This is a genomic window from Moorena sp. SIO4G3 (genome assembly GCF_010692305.1).
Classification (GTDB): domain Bacteria; phylum Cyanobacteriota; class Cyanobacteriia; order Cyanobacteriales; family Coleofasciculaceae; genus Moorena; species Moorena producens_A.
In genome coordinates this window covers 1-17,329 of the sequence record NZ_JAAHIG010000182.1, presented here as the reverse complement: position 1 = coordinate 17,329, position 17,329 = coordinate 1, and the positions used below count along the sequence as shown (strand labels likewise).

Below are 17,329 nucleotides of genomic sequence, written 5' to 3'. Positions count from 1 at the left end.
TAGGGAGTAGGGAGTAGGGAGTAGGGAGTAGGGAGTAGGGAGTAGGGAACAGGGAACAGTGGACAATAATTGATATAAAAACTAGTATAAAAATACTTTTTAAAGATGTATATTAGGCTACATAACGCTAGGCAATGCTGATAGCTTATAACTGATAAATGATAGCGTATATATTACATTGTGAAATCTAAAATATACCCCCTATCGTCAAATTTTTATTTGTAACAAAATGTTTTATTTAAAAAAATAATCTTGACTTTTTCCGAGATATTAGTAATAATAAAAATGTCTGATATTTCCATAAGATTTCTGGACAAAAAGCCGCGCTTCTCGCATGCAGGCCAAAGCGCGGCTTTACCCCCAGTCACAAACTATGTGTGAGGTAATTCCTATGATGCCAAACAAACGGTCAGTAGATCATCTGGTTCACTGTCAGCGAGCCCTAGACCGGCTTGCCCAAATTGCCCAGAGCCAATCCACACGCCCAGATTCAATGCCTCGTGCCATCACTGAGCGAGAGGAAATATTGATCTACCTATACAGCAACTGCCGACTGTCCATGACTCCCCAGGCGTTTTACCGCAAGTGGCAAGTCAATCAAGAAGACATGGGTAACATCTGCTGCCGCTCAACTTATGCGGTAAATAGCTGGCTGGCCCAAGGTGCTCGCTATAAAACTCCTAGTGCCGATTCTTTATACCATCTGGCTTTAATGGATTTCGTCTTAGAGAATTTCGAGGCAATTCCCAAAGAGTTATTAAATCAACTTTGCTCCAAGGTTGAAGAAGGTTAAAGGTTGAAGAAGGTTAAAGGTTGTTCGCGTAGCGTGGCCGAAAGGCCAAGGTTGTTTGTCAGAATTAAGAATGTTGTTCGCTTTTGGCCTTCGGTGTAGGGTAGGTTGTCTGTCAGAATGCAGAATAAAGAATTTAGAATTCTACAGAACTTACGCATTTGCCCCCTAAATCCCCCAATTCTGGGGGACTTTGACATCATTCTTAGACCTCTTGCATAAGTCTCATAAACCGTGGGTGTTGACAAGGCAAAAGGGATAGATTTTGATTTCATATTTATTTTTGCAAGAGGTCTATTCTAAATTCTAAATTCTTAATTATTAATTCTTAATTTTAGATTCTAAATTCTAAAATGTTGTTCGCCTTTGGAGTTCCCGTAGGGTAGACTATCCACCCTACTTTCTGTGATTAATCGATTGGTGGGCAGTGCCTAAAAAAAGCGTACCCAAGCCAATCAATCTGTCTGCTGCACTGCCCACCCTACCTGAACTACCTGAACTTAAATCTAGTACTTACGTCTTTTTCCCACAAAATTTTGCTATTATTCCTTGTCAATGTATTTCAGGATAATTCGGGGATAATTCAGTAAATATGTACTAATCTATTCCTTAAGAAAGAAAAAATTACATAAATTTACCCATAAATAATTTTTTGTGCTACTTTTATTTATGGGTGGATTCCACCTCAAAACCATTAAATTGTGCATCGCAAGTAAAAGCTTGCCAAAGCTGAATTAGCAGGAAAAGTTTTTGCTTGACCCGTTCGAGGCATGTGCAACTTAAAGACGTCGATTATCGACATAGCTTGACTTCTTCAGCTATGTAGAGGCTCATGGCCGTGCAACCCTAGAGTACTCGTAGAGTACTCTTTAAAATATGACATTTAAGACAGTCTCTGTCTACTTATTTTGATCGGAGGAATATCATGAAAAAATTGATCTTGATTGCGTTTTCTGCCTTGCTGTTTATGCTGTCTGTAAACGCTCCTGCACTAGCTGACGGAGTAGTTTTGACTTACGAGGCCGATTTCGATAGTCCTGATTCTGTCGTGATTGCTGAAAAGTATTTCCCTTTTCGCGGCACTAAGCGCGTTGTCTTTGAAGTTGCTGGCAAAACTTGCGATTTGCTAGGCTCTGCTAGCCCCATTGGTGCATTCCAAGGCTGCAACTACAAAGTTACAATTGCTGCGGATGGCACCCTCAGTGGTACCGGTAACTACCCTTGTACCGAAGACGTAGCTGCTGCTTGTAAGTAATCAACTAGATTACTCAAATACAAAGGGCGGTTAGACTGACCTAGATGAATCGGGTAGGTGTACTTAGGTCATCTACCCGATTCTATGATCTAGTAATCAACTAGATTACTCAAATAGTGATTAATCTTAGGTGGGCAGTGCTTACCAACTCTATGGCCAACAAATCAATAGACTTCGCGGCAGTTGTCAGGAGATAGGAGACAGGAGACAGAAAACAGTAACAATAATTGACGAAAACAGTATCAAAAAAATACTTTTGCAATAGGTCTAATCTAACTGCTGGACTGCCCACCCTACATCTCTAAATTCTACATTCTAAATTCTATATTCCCTAGCCTATTTGCGTCATTTCATTGAAAGTGAATTCCTCAACCGCGCCATCAGTTGCAGCCATGTAATCCTTCAGGTGCTGGGCACCCATATGCTTCTTCCACAGCTCACGGGATTCCCAATTTTCAAAAAACATAAAGTGAGCTGGATTTTCATTGTTCTGATGCAAATCGTATTGCAAGCAGCCCTCTTCAGCACGAGTGATGTCGATCAACTTTTTAAGCTCAGTCTTTACCAGATCAATTTTGTCATCTTTAGCTGTGATATGAGCAATAAGAGTCAATTTAGCCATGTTTTTGTTTCCTTCGTTTTAATTAAAAATTGAAAATCTGATCGCGATAACTTGCCACCATTGGCTATGCTATCTTAGCTCACGGGGTGACAACAAAGCTTAAACCTAGATAGGTGTTGGGTTAATGGTTTTAGGTATTGGGTAAAATGAGCGCAATGAGTCATTTGTATTGGGTGCATCTCATTTTTGAAAATATTACGTAGGGTGCGTTAGGGGCGGCTCGCCGTCATTTTCCAGCTCGTAGCCAGCTTTGGGAAAGTCCGCCCCGTAACGCACCACCGAATCAAACAGCAAAAATGAGATGCACCCTTTGTATTTCCCAGCAATTGAAGCAATTTTCACCAATTCAAGTTCATATATAGTTTGAATCAATCCATCCCGCAAGGGCAATTTTACCTAAAACCTAACCCCTAAAACCTAACCCCTGTAAGATTTTAAAGAGCGCTTGTCACCCCCTGAGCTCTCTTAGTTAAAACCGTCGAGTACATTTTTGCCAATGGCACGACCGCTCTCTTGCTGGGAATGAGCCGTCTTGAGGGTTTCCACACTGATTTTCCCGAGATTGTTGGTCACAGTGGAAATTAGCGTGCCATTGTCGATGAGCTCCGAGACCCGATTCAGCAATTCATGCTGTTTTTCGATGTCCTCCGTTTGAAACATCGAGCGAGTAAACATGAACTCCCAGCTGAAGCTTAGGGCTTTGGGTTTGATCAATTTCATGTCTAGGGATTGAGGGTCATCAATCAGTGCGATATGACCGCGAGGCTTGATCAGCTCGATGATGGCAGGAAAATGTCCGCCTGATCCTGAAAGGGAAGCAACGTAGCGGGGCTCGAGTCCCAATTCCTTGACTTGATCAACAAGAGACTGGCGGTGATTGATCACATGGTCGGCACCCATCTTTTTAACCCACTCGATGGTTTCCGGACGAGATGCCGTGGCGATCGCGGTCAACCCGGTGAGTTTCTTGGCAAGTTGAATCAGGATTGACCCAACACCTCCCGCGCCACCAATTATCAGTATACTCTCGCCCTTGCCTTCTCCTTCTTTGATCCCGAGGCAGTCGAACAGGATTTCCCAGGCAGTAATGGAGGTCAGTGGAAAACCAGCTGCTTCGGCAAAGCCGAGGGATTTGGGCTTTTTCCCGACAATCCGCTCATCAACGGCATGGAGCTCGGAGTTGGTGCCCGGTCGAGTTATATCACCGGCATAATAGACTTCATCACCTACTTTAAATTTACTGACATCGCTGCCAACTTCTCGAACAACACCTGCCGCATCATAGCCAATGATCTTGGTGCCCTTTTCCGGTGCCATCTTGGCGCGCACTTTCACGTCCACAGGATTGACCGAAATTCCCCGAACCTCCACCAACAGGTCATGTGCCCCTAATTCCGGTGTTTCGGTTTCAAATTCGATCAGCGCGTCTGGTGCAGTGATTGGTCCAGGCTGATTATAGCCTATGGCTTTCATATCTTGGTTTTCCTTTTTTGATCAATGCCGCCGATTCGATTGTATAGCGGTTTTTAGTTTAAAACTCCTGCACTGCCCACCCTAAATCAACTTATGGGGAAAACCATGATATGTACATTTTTGTTAGTGATCCGGATTCGCTCCTCCAGTAGCTGAAGTTACGAAGGGATTACAGTTGCTGGAGTTTTGCGATTGGCCCAAAGGCCACGCTACGCGATCGCATCCTCTACAGCATCCTAGCTCTTAGACAAACACACAAGTTGAACAGGTAGGTATTATGACAAACAATCCCGGTGGATTTTCTGTAGGTGGTTCCGTAGGCGGTAAAGTCAACAACCTACAAGGTGAAAATAACGAAGCTATTCAAGGTGAACATAGTCCAGGTGTTCAAGGTGACAGTAACCAAGCCATTCAAGGTGACAAAAATCAAGTAACCCAAAGTCAAGGTACTGCATCAACCAAAGAATCGCTAACAAAAGAGCAGGTTATTGAGTTATTAGTAGAGCTGGATAAGTTGGTACGAGGGGCAGAGCTCCCAGAGGATACCAAAGAAGAAGCAATCATGTACCTCGGTGCCGCCAAAAAAGCCACAGAAAAGGAAGAACCTAAGAAAAAATTGGCACTCGCCAACCTGGAAACTGTGGCAGAAACCCTGGAAACAGCCAGTGGAAAAGTTGATGCAGGTAAAACCCTCTGGGGCAAAGCCAAGCCTATCCTGCTTAAGGTGGTAGATTGGTTCGGTGCTGCTGCTGCTTCACACATTATAGGTGTCTAGAACTAACTCATGAGCCAGTCACCTAATCAGAATTCTGACTCACAACAGCCTGATGTGAATTCATCGGTTAAGCATCAGGTTGAAGCTTTTCAGGTTGGTGAGGATATGTCAGTTATCCAAGGTGATAACAATCGGGCTATCCAGGGAGATGAAAATCAGACAGTTCAAGGTGATAAAAATCGGGTTATCCAGGGAGATAGCAACCAAGCCATTGAAGGGAATAACAGCAAGATTAACAACATCTTGTTTAATATTTTTAATCAGCAGCAATCTGTTCCAGGAACCCAATTAACTCGACAAGAATACCGCAACCGTCAGGCATTACTCGCTAAAGTCAAGAACTATTGGATTAAAGGCGTTCTGGCAAAATCCCTATATCACCAGGTAATGATTGAATTGGGATTAGAAGAGAGACCTGATGCCATTACTAATCCTTTGAGCGAAATTATCGAAATCGGTGACAACTCACCTCAACCCCTCGCCGAAGGGACTAAACTAATTGATATTTTTGACCAAATTGGGACAGGAGCAACCTTACTAATTTTAGGGGAACCAGGGTCAGGAAAAACTACAACCTTACTGGAACTAGCCGGGGATTTAATTGCTCGTGCTGAACAAGATAGTAATCTGCGTGTTGAACAAGACACTAATCAGCTAATTCCTGTAGTCTTTAACCTCTCCTCTTGGGCAAAGAAACGGCAGACGATAGCCGATTGGTTAGTAGCGGAACTGGGGAATATATATGATGTTCCAAAGACAATTAGAAAAACTTTAGTAAAGAACCAGCAACTACTACCATTGCTTGATGGTCTGGATGAAGTAAAGGCGGAGTACCGAGACGACTGTATTGTTGCTTTGAACCAATTCCAGCAGGATTATGGTGCCGAGTTGGTAGTGTGTAGTCGTATGAAAGACTATGAAGCCCTATCCAACCGTCTGAATTTTCAGAGTGCAGTTTATATAAGATTGCTTAGTTTAGAACAAATTTGTCATTACTTGGATAGTGTCGGGGCTGATTTAACCGGATTGAGGACATTAATTGCAGAAGATAAAGTATTACAAGAGTTGGCACAATCGCCTCTAATGCTCAATATTATGACTCTGGCTTATCAGGGAGTAGCAGTTGAATATTTACCAAAAACTGACGTAATAGAGGAACGGCGCAAGCAGCTCTTTAATGCATATATCGAGAAAATGTTTAAGCGTCGGAAGACTAATCAGCGATACGAGAAAGTGCAAGTAAAGCACTGGCTAATTTGGCTAGCGAAAGGAATGTTGTCTGAAAATAAGTCTATCTTCTTGATAGAAGAACTTCAGCCTAGTTGGTTGTCAACTAACAAACAACGTTGGGTTTACATATTTTTATCTCGAATAATCGGCGGATTATGTTTTGTCGTATTTTTTTGTATTCTAAGAATAATCAAACCTGCCAAAATAAAAATTCTTCCTGCTACCTTATTTTCAGCGTTAATTGCTGGACTTAACATAAGCTTAATTGATAAATTTTTCTGGAGTAAGCATAATAAAAATACGTCTTTTGAAGCTTTTAAAAACCAAGAATTATTTCATTTGTTATCGAGCGTTATTGCTAGCGAGTTAGTTTTTGCTTTCTTTTTTAAAAAACTCATAAAAAAATTGTGGGTAATAGGATTACCATTTGGTATATTTTTTGGAATTCTCTTTGGAATAAGAGGGATAAAACAAAATATTAATAGAGATATTAAAAACTTTGAAAAATTGAGATGGTCATGGAAAAATTCGTTAAAGTGGACAATTTTGGGACTAATAATTTCTCTCATATTTTCATTAATCATTGGTCTAGTATTTACAGAATATTCAAAGGAAAATGGGCAGATTATAATGATGATAAGTGGAGCAATTGGTTATGTATTTGGAGGTTTACATAGCGTAACTATTGAGATAGAAAAAAAGTTGGTTCCGAACCAAGGCATTCAATACTCCTTAAGAAACACTGTCCTTGGAGGGATTATAGGAGGATTTATCGGTTTTATAGCTTCGGTATTTAGTCAGAGAGATTATTATTGGACCCTTGGTATGTCAATGGGAGCATTATGGTATGGTGGTATGGATGTAATCCAACACTTCAGCCTCCGCCTCATCCTCTACCACAATAATTACATCCCTTGGAACTATGCCCACTTCCTCGACTATGCCGCTGATCGCATCTTCCTACAAAAAGTAGGGGGCGGCTATATCTTTATTAATCGGATGCTGATGGAACACTTTGCGGATATGAAGCCTGAGAATTAAGAATTAAGAATTAAGAATTAAGAATTGGAAATTATGCCTTCTGATTTCTGACTTCTGACTTCTGACTGGGCAATAACCTGACTAGCTATATTAAACTCAAATTCTAGAGCTTCATACTCGGCTTTTACCTCTGGATTTTCTAGAACTTGGGAACGAACATCATCCCACTTAATTGTCTTTGCAGTCATTTTTTATTCCTACTGTTTTGGTAATTATAGCGTTTCTAGAATTTATGAGGTACGCTTTTCAAGCTCAAAGTCCCCCTTGATAAGGGGGATTTAGGGGGATCGATTTGTACCTGATGGCAGAGAGAATTGCTATAGTTTATCTAATTGTCTTTGCACTCATTTTTTCTTCCTCCTATTTTGGTAATTATAGCGTTTCTAGGATTTATGAAGTATGCTTTTCAAGCTCAAAGTCCCCCTTGATAAGGGGGATTTAGGGGGATCCATTTGTCCCTGATGGCATAGAGATTGCTATAGTTTATCTAATTGTCTTTGCACTCATTTTTTATTGCTCCTGTTTTGGTAATTATAGCGTTTATAGGATTTATGAAGTACGCTTCTCAAGCTCAAAGTCCCCCTTGATAAGGGGGATTTAGGGGGATCCATTTGTCCCTGATGGCATAGAGATTGCTATAGTTTATCTAATTGTCTTTGCACTCATTTTTTATTCCTCCTGTTTTGGTAATTATAGCGTTTATAGGATTTATGAGGTACACATTGATCCCCCTTGATAAGGGGGATCAATGTGTACCTCATGGCATAGAGATTGCTATAGTTTACTTATTGGTCAATTAACGCTAAAAATTCCGCTCTACGAGATTCCGCAATTTTAATATTCTACATTCGCCCATTCTACTTGGTGGTGCGTTACGGTGCGGGCTATCCCAAAACTGGCTCTAGGGGTTGAAGATCAGGGCAAGCCCGCCCCTAACACACCCTACCCACTACTTCCCTCTCCCAGGGATAATGTTCCGATCACTATTGAAGGGTTTTGTATACTATGATTGGTAGCACTATATAGCAGTACGCATTAAGGTTAAGACATTGATACAAAGTGAAAAGCTCTTGTAGTTAACTGTTGCCTCTTGTATGCAAGCCTCTTGCCTTGGGCATAGCGCTATACCTAGTGATCTACCTCCTTGAATAGGTGGTGAGGTTTTCCCGGAGCAGTAGAAGTTGCATGAACTTGGGTCTTGGACAAACGATCGGTGGACGCTATAAAATTATTCGTCAACTGGGACAAGGTGGATTTGGTCAGACTTTTGTAGCTGAAGACCAACACTTGCCTGGTGAGAATCAGTGTGTGGTTAAACAGCTCAAGCCAGTAGCCACGGATCCCTTGACATTGCAGACGGCTAGGCGACTGTTTGACACGGAAGCCCAAATCCTACACCAGTTGGGAAGTAATGAGCAAATTCCCCAGCTTTTTGCGTATTTTGAAGAAAATCACGACTTCTATCTGGTTCAGGAATTGATTGAAGGGGAAGACCTCAGCCAGGAACTTGTACCGGGAACCCAGGTTAATGAAAATCAGATTATTTCCCTGTTGCAGGAAATCCTGGAAGTTTTAGACTTTGTTCATCAACGGCGTATTATTCACCGAGATATTAATCCTCAAAACATCCTTCGGCGTAAATCAGATGGCAAATTAGTACTGATTGACTTCGGTGCGGTTAAACAAGTGAGTACCCAAATCCTGGAAGGGGGCAATACTAGCTTTACCGTTGCTATTGGTACTCCTGGCTATCGACCCAGTGAACAAGCCAATGGTTACCCGAAATTAAGCAGTGATATCTATGCTGTCGGGATGATCGGGATTGTTGGTTTAACCGGTTTACGTCCTCACCAATTGCCCCTTGACTCTGATACAGGGGAAATTAGCTGGCATAACCAGATATCAGTAAGTGCTGAATTAGCCGATACTTTAGATAAAATGGTGCGCTATGATTTCCGAGAGCGTTACCAATCAGCTACCTTAGCCTTACAAGCACTAACTACTGTAATTACTAATAAAAATAGCAATAATAACATAAATACTAACACTACTAAAACTGGCGCTACCTTAATGTTGGGAATTGCGTCATCGATACAACCGCTGCTCCCGAAACCCCGACGATTCAGACTAAAACCGTACCAAGTGTTACTGTACACCGGGGTAATTGGATTGGGGTTTGCAGCAACCGTTTTTATCCTGAATATATTAAGGGGAGTTACTGCTACGGATTGGTATAACCAGGGCGAAACCTTGTTAGAATTGAAGCGCTATGAAAAGGCTCTGGATGCTTATAATCGAGCTGTAGAAATCCAAGGGGAATATGCTCCAGCTTGGCAAGGTCAGGGTAAGACCTTGTTTGCCCTGAAGTACTATGAAGAAGCTCTAAACGCTTACGACCAAGCCATTCAAATTGAGCCGGATTATAGTGCAGCTTGGAAGGGTAGGGGTAAAACCTTGGAGCAGTTGGAGCGTTATGACGCAGCAATTAAGGCGTTTAATAGCGCCCTGGAACTCCAGCCCAATGACCTGGATGCTTGGATCAGTCTTGGTAATGTTCAGGTTAAGTCCAAGAATTATTATGATGCGATCGCATCCTTTGACAAAGCCCTGAAACTCAAACCCGATTCTTACCAAGCTTGGTATCGACGGGGCTGGGCATTACATAATTTGCGCCGATATAAAGCAGCAGTAGAATCCTACGACCGAGCCTTAGACTACAAACCGAATTCCGCTGAAGCCTGGTATCAGCGGGGTAATGACTTGAGCAATTTGCGAAAGTATAAAGATGCAGCCAAGTCTTATCAGCAAGCGGTTCAATTCCAGCCCAACTTCTACCAAGCTTGGTATAGCTGGGGCAATACCTTAAATAAATTACGGAAATACCAAGAAGCCTTAGCCTCCTTTGAGCAAGCCGTTAAACTCCAGCCTAATTCCTATCAAGCCTGGTACAGTCGCGGTTGGACACTCCATCAAGTCCAGCGATATGAAGATGCCCTGGAAGCTTACTACAAAGCCATTAAACTACAATCCAAGCCTTACCAAGCTTGGTACAGTCGAGGCAATACCTTCTATAAATTGGAACGCTATAAGGATGCGATCGCATCTTACCAACAAGCAGTTAACTATAAACGTGACTACAGCCAAGCCTGGTATAGCCTAGGCAATGCATTAGTTAAACGCAATAAGTATAAAAAAGCGATCGCAGCTTATGACAAAGCAGTGCGCTACCAGCCAAACTACCGAGACGCTATCAAAGCACGGGAGCGGGCAAATAGCGAATTGGAAGCACAGAAGAGGGAACAGGAAAGAGGGAATCGGGAACAGGGAACAGGGAACAGGGAATAGGGAATAGGGAATAGGGAATAGGGAATAGGGAATAGTTAAGGCAAGAGGCAAGAGGCAAGAGGCAATAGGCATGCTAGCAACAGTGAGTGCAAGTAGGGTGGGCAGTGCATCAGACAGATTCATTTGCTAACCATAGAATTGCTACGCACTGCCCACCAGACGATTCATCTTATCGTAAGCTGACAGCTGATAGCTGATAGCTGATAGTTCAAGTAGGGTGGGCAGTGCTTCACAGAGATTTATTTGCTAACCATAGTCTGGCTAGGCACTGCCCAGCAGCTGATCGCTTAATGCTTACATCTTAAGTAGCTTCAGTAGAGCCGATATTATCTAATTCCCCATCTGATTGAGCCAGATAAATTCCAGATAATACTATTATAAACATCAACCCATTTAATAAACTCAATTCCTCAGCAAAAATTAGCCAAGCTAAGAATGCCGCGATGATGGGTTCCAGCAATAGGATGAGAGATACAAAGCTAGATGAAAATTGTTTCAGACTATAGACTAATGCACCCAATCCAATTATGGAGCCAAAAAGTCCTAGGGCAATAAGAGCGAACCATACTGAAAAGGAAGCAGGCAATAGTCTATCTTCAAATAGCAATGTACATGGTAATAACAATAGGCTACTCAAAGTAAAATTCCATAGTAAAATTGTGCTTGTTTCAAATTTAACTAGCAGATGCTCTATTATCAAAAGTGAACCCGCGTCGAAAAAGGCAGACAGTAATGCAGCGCTGTCCCCTATCAATGTATCCCGAGCGAGATTAAAATCTTGAAAACCAATTACGAAAGTCCCTCCTAGGGCCAGGATCATACCGATTATGAAGCGACGATTCAACGATTGGCTGAACAGTAACCATCCGCCGACAGCTGCAAAGATAGGAGTGGTGTTGTGGAGCAGATTAGAATTAGCAACACTTGTTTTTGTCAGAGACCAAGCCCAAGTCACTAGGAAAGCTGACTCGGAGCTAGCAAGAAGAAATAAGTAGAAAAAATCCTGGAAAGTATAAGGCTTTTTAGCAGTAGTAGATAAGCGTCCACTGTGCTTATCCCAAAGTAGTTTGACAACCTTGCCAAGACCCAACGCTAGGCTGGCAATCCACAAACGATTAAATATCGTTCCATAAGGGCCTAAATCGTTTTCAATTATGCGAATCAGGATTGGTGCAAAGGATAGGGCAAAAATGGCAATTGCTAAGGAAGAAGATCCCCAGATTGCAGAACTTTTAGTAGACATGATCAACTTCCTTAATTATGGATTATAGCGTTTCTAGGACTCATGAGGTACACATTAGTTTTTCCCTCTTCCCTCTTCCCTCTTCCCTCTTCCCTCTTCCCTGCTCCCTGCTCCCTGCTCCCTGCTCCCTAAAACCCATAAATTTGTACCTCACCAGTCGTAGAATTGCTATATATAGTGGTTGTAAACAGTTGTTTTAAACGATTTGAGGTAGACAATCCTGGATTTTAGACAACAGTAAATAGAGTTCAAGTAGGGTGGGCAGTGGATCACAAAGATTGATTTGCTGGCCATAGTCTTGCTAGGCACTGCCCACCAGACGAATAGTTAAAGTAGGGTGGGCAGTGCTTCACAGAGATTTATTTCCTAACCATAGTCTTGCTAGGCACTGCCCACCAGAGGATTAATCTTAACTAGTTGAAGTAGGGTGGGCAGTGGATCAGACAGATTCATTTGCTTGGCCATAGTCTTCCTAGGCACTGCCCACCAGACGAATAGTTAAAGTAGGGTGGGCAGTGCTTCACAGAGATTTATTTGCTAACCATAGTCTTGCTAGGCACTGCCCACCAGAGGATTAATCTTAAGTAGGTTCAGTAGAACCAATATTCTCTAATTCTCCATCTGATTGAGCCAGATAAATCCCAGATAATACGATTATAAACGTCAAGCCATTTAACCAACTCAATTTTTCTGCAAAAATTAGCCAGGCTAAGACTGCTGCAATCATAGGTTCCAGCAATAGAATTAGAGAGACAAAGCTAGATGAAAATTGTTTGAGACTATAGAATAATGCACCCAATCCAATTATAGAGCCACAAAGTCCTAGGCCAATAACAGCAGACCATGATGAAAAGGAAGCAGGAAATAGTCTATCTTCAAATAGCAATGTTAATGGTAACAACAATAGGCCACCCAAGGTATAAAGCCATAGTAAAATTGTGCTTGTGTCAAATTTAACTCGGAGATGCTCTGTTACCAAAAGTGTCCCCGCGTAGAAAAGGGCAGATAGTAATGCAACGCTGTCCCCTATCAATGTATCTCGATCGATATGAAAATCGTTAAAACCAATTAAGAACGTTCCTCCTAGAGCCAGGACCATGCCAATTAGGAAGCGACGATTAAAGGATTGGCTTAACAGTAACCATCCCCCGACAGCTGCAAAAATAGGAGTGGTGTTGTGGAGCAGATTAGAATTAGCAACACTTGTTTTTGTCAGAGACCAAGCCCACGTCACTAGGCAAATTGAATCTAAGCTAGCAACAAGAAATAACGAGAAAAAATCCTTTACAGTATAAGCCTTGTTATCAGTGTTATCAGTAGTAGATAAGCGTCCGCTGTGCTTATCCCAAAGTAGTTTGACAACCTTGCCAAGGCCCAACGCTAGGCTGGCAATCCAAAACCGATTAAATATTGTTCCATAAGGACCCATATCATGTTCTGTTATGCGAGTCAGAATTGGTGAAGACGATAGGGCAAAAATGGCAATTGCTAAGGAAGAAGACCCCCAGATTGCAGAACTTTTAGTAGACATGATCAACTTCCTTAATTAGGGATTATATAGTGGTTGTAAACAGTGGTTTTAAACGATTTGAGGTAGACAATCCTGAATTTTAGGCAACAGGAAATAGCGGATCACCAGAAAAGCGGATCACCAGAATCTACAAAAGGAAATAGGGAATAGCGAACAGAAAAAAAATGATGTGTACCTCCTAATTAAGAAAAGTTCTATAAAAAGGGTTAAGTACATCATCAGTATAAACTATGGCGAGTAGCCATGGTTTATCTAATTTTATAGGAAGAGAAGTACAGCTTAAGACATAGTTTTCTTATTGAAAGGGGACAGGTAGCTTTGGATCAGGAAGCATAAGATATCTTAAGCTTTGCTTCGGGTGCATGTAAGTTTTGTTCATCCCTGATTCTGATCCCCCTAAATCCCCCTTAATAAGGGGGACTTTTGAATCTAATTCCCCCCTTTTTTAAGGGGGGTTAGGGGGGATCTATGTACCTAATTTCAAAAGTGACATGCTCCCCTTTGCGTCCACTGCTATATCTCTAAAAGTATCATAGGATAAACCCATCTTGTCAATCAACCAGGGGAGTTTTCAATAAACCTGGCCTTATGGCGCTCGTTGACAATATATTTTATACATATAGTGTTTATTTGATGGTAAAAACATTATAGATATGAATTAACAAAATTAGATCCGTTTACCCTGGGAAATACCATTTAATATAGAGGCTAATCCAGATTCATTGGCTGACCATAGGATGGCTAGGCACTGCCCACCAAACGATGAATCACTATTGCCTCTTGCCTTTTGCCTCTTGCCTTTTGGCTATTACCGTTACAGAAACCGCAACACAAACAAACAGCCTTCTGTGGTGGACTAGCTTAGGAATAAGCAATACAGAGGGCAAATCAAATGAACAAATTACTGAGACTATTCCTCCTTTCCGGAATGGTTGCTATCTTGGCACAGCTAACAACAGCTTGCCACAATCAGCCATCAGCCCAAAAATCAGACACAAGCTCTAATCTACCTGTAGCGCAAGACGTAGAACGTGAGCAAAGAGAGCGCCTATCAGAACTTATGGAATCAGCCCAGGTCGGGAGGTCGGGGGATAGTGTTAATCAGAATTTCCGTAACAGAGGTTTGATGCCCCGAGCCTCAAGGCAACTCTCCGATAGCCCAAATGCAGCCTTTTTTCAAGTTCCTAGTCGCTCAATTGCGAGCAAACCCAAGCCGTTACTGACAACACAGCCAGCTATCCCAGAAGTCAGCAACAGAGAAAACTATAGTCCCATTGATGAGAACGCCTTTAAGAGAGTAAAGCATAATCCCCTCTCTACCTTTGCGATTGATGTTGATACCGCCTCCTACAGCAATCTTCGTCGTTTCCTTAATAACGGTCAACTCCCCCCTACCGATGCCATCCGTATCGAAGAATTAATTAATTACTTTAACTACGACTATCCCGAACCGGAAAGCGATCGCCCTTTCTCCATTACGACAGAAATTTCCCAAGCTCCTTGGAATCCCACTCACCAATTAGTTCACATTGGTATCCAGGGGGAAAAGATGGCCATTGAAGATTTGCCTCCCAGCAATCTAGTCTTTTTGCTCGATGTCTCTGGTTCTATGAATAATCCCAATAAGCTTCCCCTGCTCAAAGATGCCTTTCGGATGCTGGTCAATGAATTGAGAGAAGAAGACCAGGTTAGTATTGTCGTCTATGCTGGAGCTGCTGGCGTCGTTTTAGCTCCTACTCCAGGCAACGAGAAAGATAAAATCTTAACAGCTATTGAGAATCTCAATGCCGGGGGGTCTACTGCTGGGGGAGCAGGAATTCAACTGGCTTATAAACTCGCCCAGAATAATTTTATTAAATCAGGAAATAACCGAGTTATTCTCGCAACCGACGGAGACTTTAATGTCGGAGTATCCAGTGATAGCGAATTAGTTAAACTGATTGAACAGAAGCGAAAAAAAGGAGTTTTCTTGACCGTATTAGGATTTGGTACTGGTAATTTACAAGACTCCAAGATGGAGAAAATTGCTAATAAAGGAAATGGCAATTATGCTTACCTTGATAACGAGTTAGAAGCTAAGAAAGTCTTAGTTAACGAAATCGGAGCCACTCTACTCACTATTGCCAAAGATGTTAAGATTCAAGTAGAATTTAATCCTGCCAAAGTCCAAGGGTATCGTTTGATTGGTTATGAAAATCGGCGGCTGAAAAATGAAGACTTTAATGATGATACTAAAGATGCCGGAGAATTAGGAGCTGGACATACTGTCACGGCACTGTATGAAATTATTCCTGTGGGAGCGAAAACTAAGGTCAAATTACCCGATATTGACCCTCTGAAATATCAATCCAATGCTGCTTCAACAACTAATTCCAAAGAATTAATGCAGGTCAAGTTACGTTACAAAGAGCCTGATGGTAACACCTCTCAACTCCTGACCTATCCCTTGGTTGATAAAGCTGTAAAGCTAGAGGATGCTTCCGATAACTTTAAGTTTTCTGCTGCCATTGCCAGTTTTGGGATGGTGTTAAGAGATTCTCCTTACAAAGGTAAAGCCAGTTTTGACCAAGCATTACAATTAGCAAAGGAATCCGAAGGGGTAGATTTAGAGGGGTATCGAGCTGAGTTTATTGATTTGATTGAGAGTGCGGAGGAAATAGGGGATAGGGAATAGGGAATCGGGAATCGGGAATCGGGAAGAAGTAGTTTTCGATGAAGTTGATATAGTTAAAGACCCAGAGAGTATTTACGGCTCATCTTAGTAATTAAATTCTCTATCAACTATAATTCCTTTTAAATTTGCTTGAAAGGCAGTGCTTTCTATGATTTAAATTATGTACTGCTTTTAGCAGTACATAATTTAGGTTATTTTATTGACAATTGACAAGGGCTACTTATCGTCTAATTAAGTTATTGATTGTAAAATCAAAACGATTGTTGCCTTGTTTAGCCCATGCCATGTTGGTTGGGAAGTTTGGACCTGGATCAAAATCTACACTTGAACCATCAACTGATGAAAAATAACCAGAGCCATTATTTAAGTACTCACCTGTGTCCTGATTTCGGACAGTAATCTGACTTACAAGGTCTTCACCAAAATAAGGTGGGTCTATGATTCCCACTAATGCATAATCCTGATCAGTAGTACAGGTTTCAACCTGTCCAACGGTAAAAACGCTGGTATAGAGACAATAAACATGGTCATCTGGTGTAGCCTTGAGCAAGCGAGCAGCAATCGCGGCTGATTCTTCAGGAACAACTTTGAATTTAGACAAACCGCGAATGTCTTGATCAATATTGGGATGGTCAGTAGACCATTCAACGTAGATCTGACCAGGTTGTTCGTCACTATAGTGACGCCAAGCCAATACTTTAGATGTTTCGCCTATTTTGACAGACTTGAATTTGTCATTCAAACCTGAGTCTAGCTTAACTACCTCATCACTTTCTTCATAGGCGTACTCGGTACCACCATAGTTAATTTGGTCATAAAACTTTGCTCCTGTTACAAAATCAGCAGCAAATGCCTTGTTATTAGCAACAGTCATTGCCAAGAAACAAAGAAAGCATACAAGTAGTACGCCAAAAATCTTTTTCATGATCCTAAAATCCACTTGATCAACACTAAATCAGCCAACAGGCCAACAGTATTTAACTGTAATAGTAGTTTTTGATCGTGTCAATAGGTCTGGCAATTTTTTTTGGGTACTTTAATTGTAGTATTTTAAAAATAATAGTATCGGGGGGTTTGACCCTATATCTGTAGGATTTATAACTACATTTGTAAGGAAATAGGATAATAACTGCGCTGCCAATAATCCCAGGTTTAGCTAGGTACAAGTAAAACCAACTGTAGTATGTAAATACTGATGGGTTTGACCCCAGAATATCTGTAGTATTTATAACTACATTTGTCAGGAAATAAGAGAATAACTGCGCTCCCACTAATCCCAGGTTTAGCTAGGTACAAGTAAGACCAACTGTAGTATGTGAATACTGATGGGTTTGACCCCATATCTGTAGT

At 41.6% G+C, this 17,329-nt stretch carries 15 protein-coding genes; 7 read left to right on the top strand and 8 right to left on the bottom strand.

Annotated elements, in window-relative coordinates:
* Positions 1-391 precede the first annotated feature (391 nt).
* A complete protein-coding gene (locus F6J99_RS26425; protein ID WP_293116822.1) occupies positions 392-793 on the top strand; it encodes a hypothetical protein in 402 nt (133 codons plus the stop codon).
* Here the strand turns inward: F6J99_RS26425 and F6J99_RS26420 are convergent.
* Entirely contained in the window at positions 790-990 is a 201-nt protein-coding gene (locus tag F6J99_RS26420; RefSeq protein ID WP_293116820.1) for a hypothetical protein, read from the bottom strand. The genes F6J99_RS26425 and F6J99_RS26420 overlap by 4 nt on opposite strands.
* Positions 991-1,715: 725 nt before the next feature.
* Here F6J99_RS26420 and F6J99_RS26415 point away from each other — a divergent pair.
* Positions 1,716-2,045, top strand: a complete 330-nt coding sequence (locus F6J99_RS26415; protein WP_293116817.1) for a hypothetical protein — start codon at positions 1,716-1,718, stop codon at positions 2,043-2,045.
* A gap of 331 nt (positions 2,046-2,376) precedes the next feature.
* Here the strand turns inward: F6J99_RS26415 and F6J99_RS26410 are convergent, their stop codons facing one another.
* From F6J99_RS26410 to F6J99_RS26400, 3 genes are all read right to left on the bottom strand, one after another.
* Positions 2,377-2,667 carry a putative quinol monooxygenase gene (locus F6J99_RS26410; RefSeq protein ID WP_293116815.1) on the bottom strand — a complete coding sequence of 97 codons (291 nt, stop codon included), beginning with the start codon at positions 2,665-2,667 and terminating at the stop codon, positions 2,377-2,379.
* A 195-nt stretch (positions 2,668-2,862) separates the two neighbouring features.
* Positions 2,863-3,039, bottom strand: a complete 177-nt coding sequence (locus F6J99_RS26405; RefSeq protein WP_293116813.1) for a hypothetical protein — start codon at positions 3,037-3,039, stop codon at positions 2,863-2,865.
* Between the two features lie 93 nt (positions 3,040-3,132).
* Complete coding sequence (locus F6J99_RS26400; protein WP_293116811.1) at positions 3,133-4,140, bottom strand: zinc-binding alcohol dehydrogenase family protein; 1,008 nt, start codon at positions 4,138-4,140, stop codon at positions 3,133-3,135.
* Positions 4,141-4,417: 277 nt separating this feature from the next.
* Here F6J99_RS26400 and F6J99_RS26395 point away from each other — a divergent pair, with 277 nt between their 5' ends.
* Together F6J99_RS26395 and F6J99_RS26390 are read left to right on the top strand one after the other, a co-directional pair.
* Entirely contained in the window at positions 4,418-4,915 is a 498-nt protein-coding gene (locus tag F6J99_RS26395) for a hypothetical protein (protein ID WP_293116808.1), read from the top strand.
* Between the two features lie 9 nt (positions 4,916-4,924).
* Positions 4,925-7,186, top strand: coding sequence for an NACHT domain-containing protein (locus F6J99_RS26390; protein ID WP_293116805.1), 2,262 nt, complete (start codon positions 4,925-4,927; stop codon positions 7,184-7,186).
* Between the two features lie 17 nt (positions 7,187-7,203).
* Here F6J99_RS26390 and F6J99_RS26385 read toward each other — a convergent pair whose 3' ends face one another.
* Positions 7,204-7,374, bottom strand: coding sequence for a hypothetical protein (locus tag F6J99_RS26385; RefSeq protein WP_293116802.1), 171 nt, complete (start codon positions 7,372-7,374; stop codon positions 7,204-7,206).
* Between the two features lie 997 nt (positions 7,375-8,371).
* Here F6J99_RS26385 and F6J99_RS26380 point away from each other — a divergent pair.
* Positions 8,372-10,531 (top strand): serine/threonine-protein kinase, encoded by a 2,160-nt coding sequence (locus F6J99_RS26380; protein WP_293116800.1) that lies wholly within the window; start codon positions 8,372-8,374, stop codon positions 10,529-10,531.
* 301 nt (positions 10,532-10,832) lie between these two features.
* On the opposite strand, the gene F6J99_RS26375 is transcribed toward F6J99_RS26380, so the two are convergent.
* Positions 10,833-11,774, bottom strand: coding sequence for a DMT family transporter (locus F6J99_RS26375; RefSeq protein WP_293116798.1), 942 nt, complete (start codon positions 11,772-11,774; stop codon positions 10,833-10,835).
* 580 nt (positions 11,775-12,354) lie between these two features.
* Positions 12,355-13,305, bottom strand: coding sequence for a DMT family transporter (locus F6J99_RS26370; RefSeq protein WP_293116795.1), 951 nt, complete (start codon positions 13,303-13,305; stop codon positions 12,355-12,357).
* A 737-nt stretch (positions 13,306-14,042) separates the two neighbouring features.
* Here F6J99_RS26370 and F6J99_RS26365 point away from each other — a divergent pair.
* Together F6J99_RS26365 and F6J99_RS26360 are read left to right on the top strand one after the other, a co-directional pair.
* Positions 14,043-14,165 (top strand): hypothetical protein, encoded by a 123-nt coding sequence (locus tag F6J99_RS26365; RefSeq protein WP_293116793.1) that lies wholly within the window; start codon positions 14,043-14,045, stop codon positions 14,163-14,165.
* Between the two features lie 32 nt (positions 14,166-14,197).
* Positions 14,198-15,979, top strand: coding sequence for a VWA domain-containing protein (locus F6J99_RS26360; RefSeq protein ID WP_293116791.1), 1,782 nt, complete (start codon positions 14,198-14,200; stop codon positions 15,977-15,979).
* Positions 15,980-16,199: 220 nt separating this feature from the next.
* Here F6J99_RS26360 and F6J99_RS26355 read toward each other — a convergent pair whose 3' ends face one another.
* Positions 16,200-16,904, bottom strand: a complete 705-nt coding sequence (locus tag F6J99_RS26355) for a beta/gamma crystallin domain-containing protein (RefSeq protein WP_293116789.1) — start codon at positions 16,902-16,904, stop codon at positions 16,200-16,202.
* Positions 16,905-17,329 lie beyond the last annotated feature (425 nt).

Excerpts from the sequence above, each read along its gene's own strand:
- F6J99_RS26425 (WP_293116822.1), top strand. The coding sequence starts at position 392 with ATGATGCCAAACAAACGGTCAGTAGATCATCTGGTTCACTGTCAGCGA.
- F6J99_RS26395 (WP_293116808.1), top strand. The coding sequence starts at position 4,418 with ATGACAAACAATCCCGGTGGATTTTCTGTAGGTGGTTCCGTAGGCGGT.
- F6J99_RS26380 (WP_293116800.1), top strand. The coding sequence starts at position 8,372 with ATGAACTTGGGTCTTGGACAAACGATCGGTGGACGCTATAAAATTATT.
- F6J99_RS26370 (WP_293116795.1), bottom strand. The coding sequence starts at position 13,305 with ATGTCTACTAAAAGTTCTGCAATCTGGGGGTCTTCTTCCTTAGCAATT.
- F6J99_RS26420 (WP_293116820.1), bottom strand. The coding sequence starts at position 990 with ATGTCAAAGTCCCCCAGAATTGGGGGATTTAGGGGGCAAATGCGTAAG.
- F6J99_RS26385 (WP_293116802.1), bottom strand. The coding sequence starts at position 7,374 with ATGACTGCAAAGACAATTAAGTGGGATGATGTTCGTTCCCAAGTTCTA.
- F6J99_RS26390 (WP_293116805.1), top strand. The coding sequence starts at position 4,925 with ATGAGCCAGTCACCTAATCAGAATTCTGACTCACAACAGCCTGATGTG.
- F6J99_RS26410 (WP_293116815.1), bottom strand. The coding sequence starts at position 2,667 with ATGGCTAAATTGACTCTTATTGCTCATATCACAGCTAAAGATGACAAA.
- F6J99_RS26360 (WP_293116791.1), top strand. The coding sequence starts at position 14,198 with ATGAACAAATTACTGAGACTATTCCTCCTTTCCGGAATGGTTGCTATC.
- F6J99_RS26375 (WP_293116798.1), bottom strand. The coding sequence starts at position 11,774 with ATGTCTACTAAAAGTTCTGCAATCTGGGGATCTTCTTCCTTAGCAATT.
- F6J99_RS26355 (WP_293116789.1), bottom strand. The coding sequence starts at position 16,904 with ATGAAAAAGATTTTTGGCGTACTACTTGTATGCTTTCTTTGTTTCTTG.
- F6J99_RS26400 (WP_293116811.1), bottom strand. The coding sequence starts at position 4,140 with ATGAAAGCCATAGGCTATAATCAGCCTGGACCAATCACTGCACCAGAC.
- F6J99_RS26365 (WP_293116793.1), top strand. The coding sequence starts at position 14,043 with ATGGCTAGGCACTGCCCACCAAACGATGAATCACTATTGCCTCTTGCC.
- F6J99_RS26415 (WP_293116817.1), top strand. The coding sequence starts at position 1,716 with ATGAAAAAATTGATCTTGATTGCGTTTTCTGCCTTGCTGTTTATGCTG.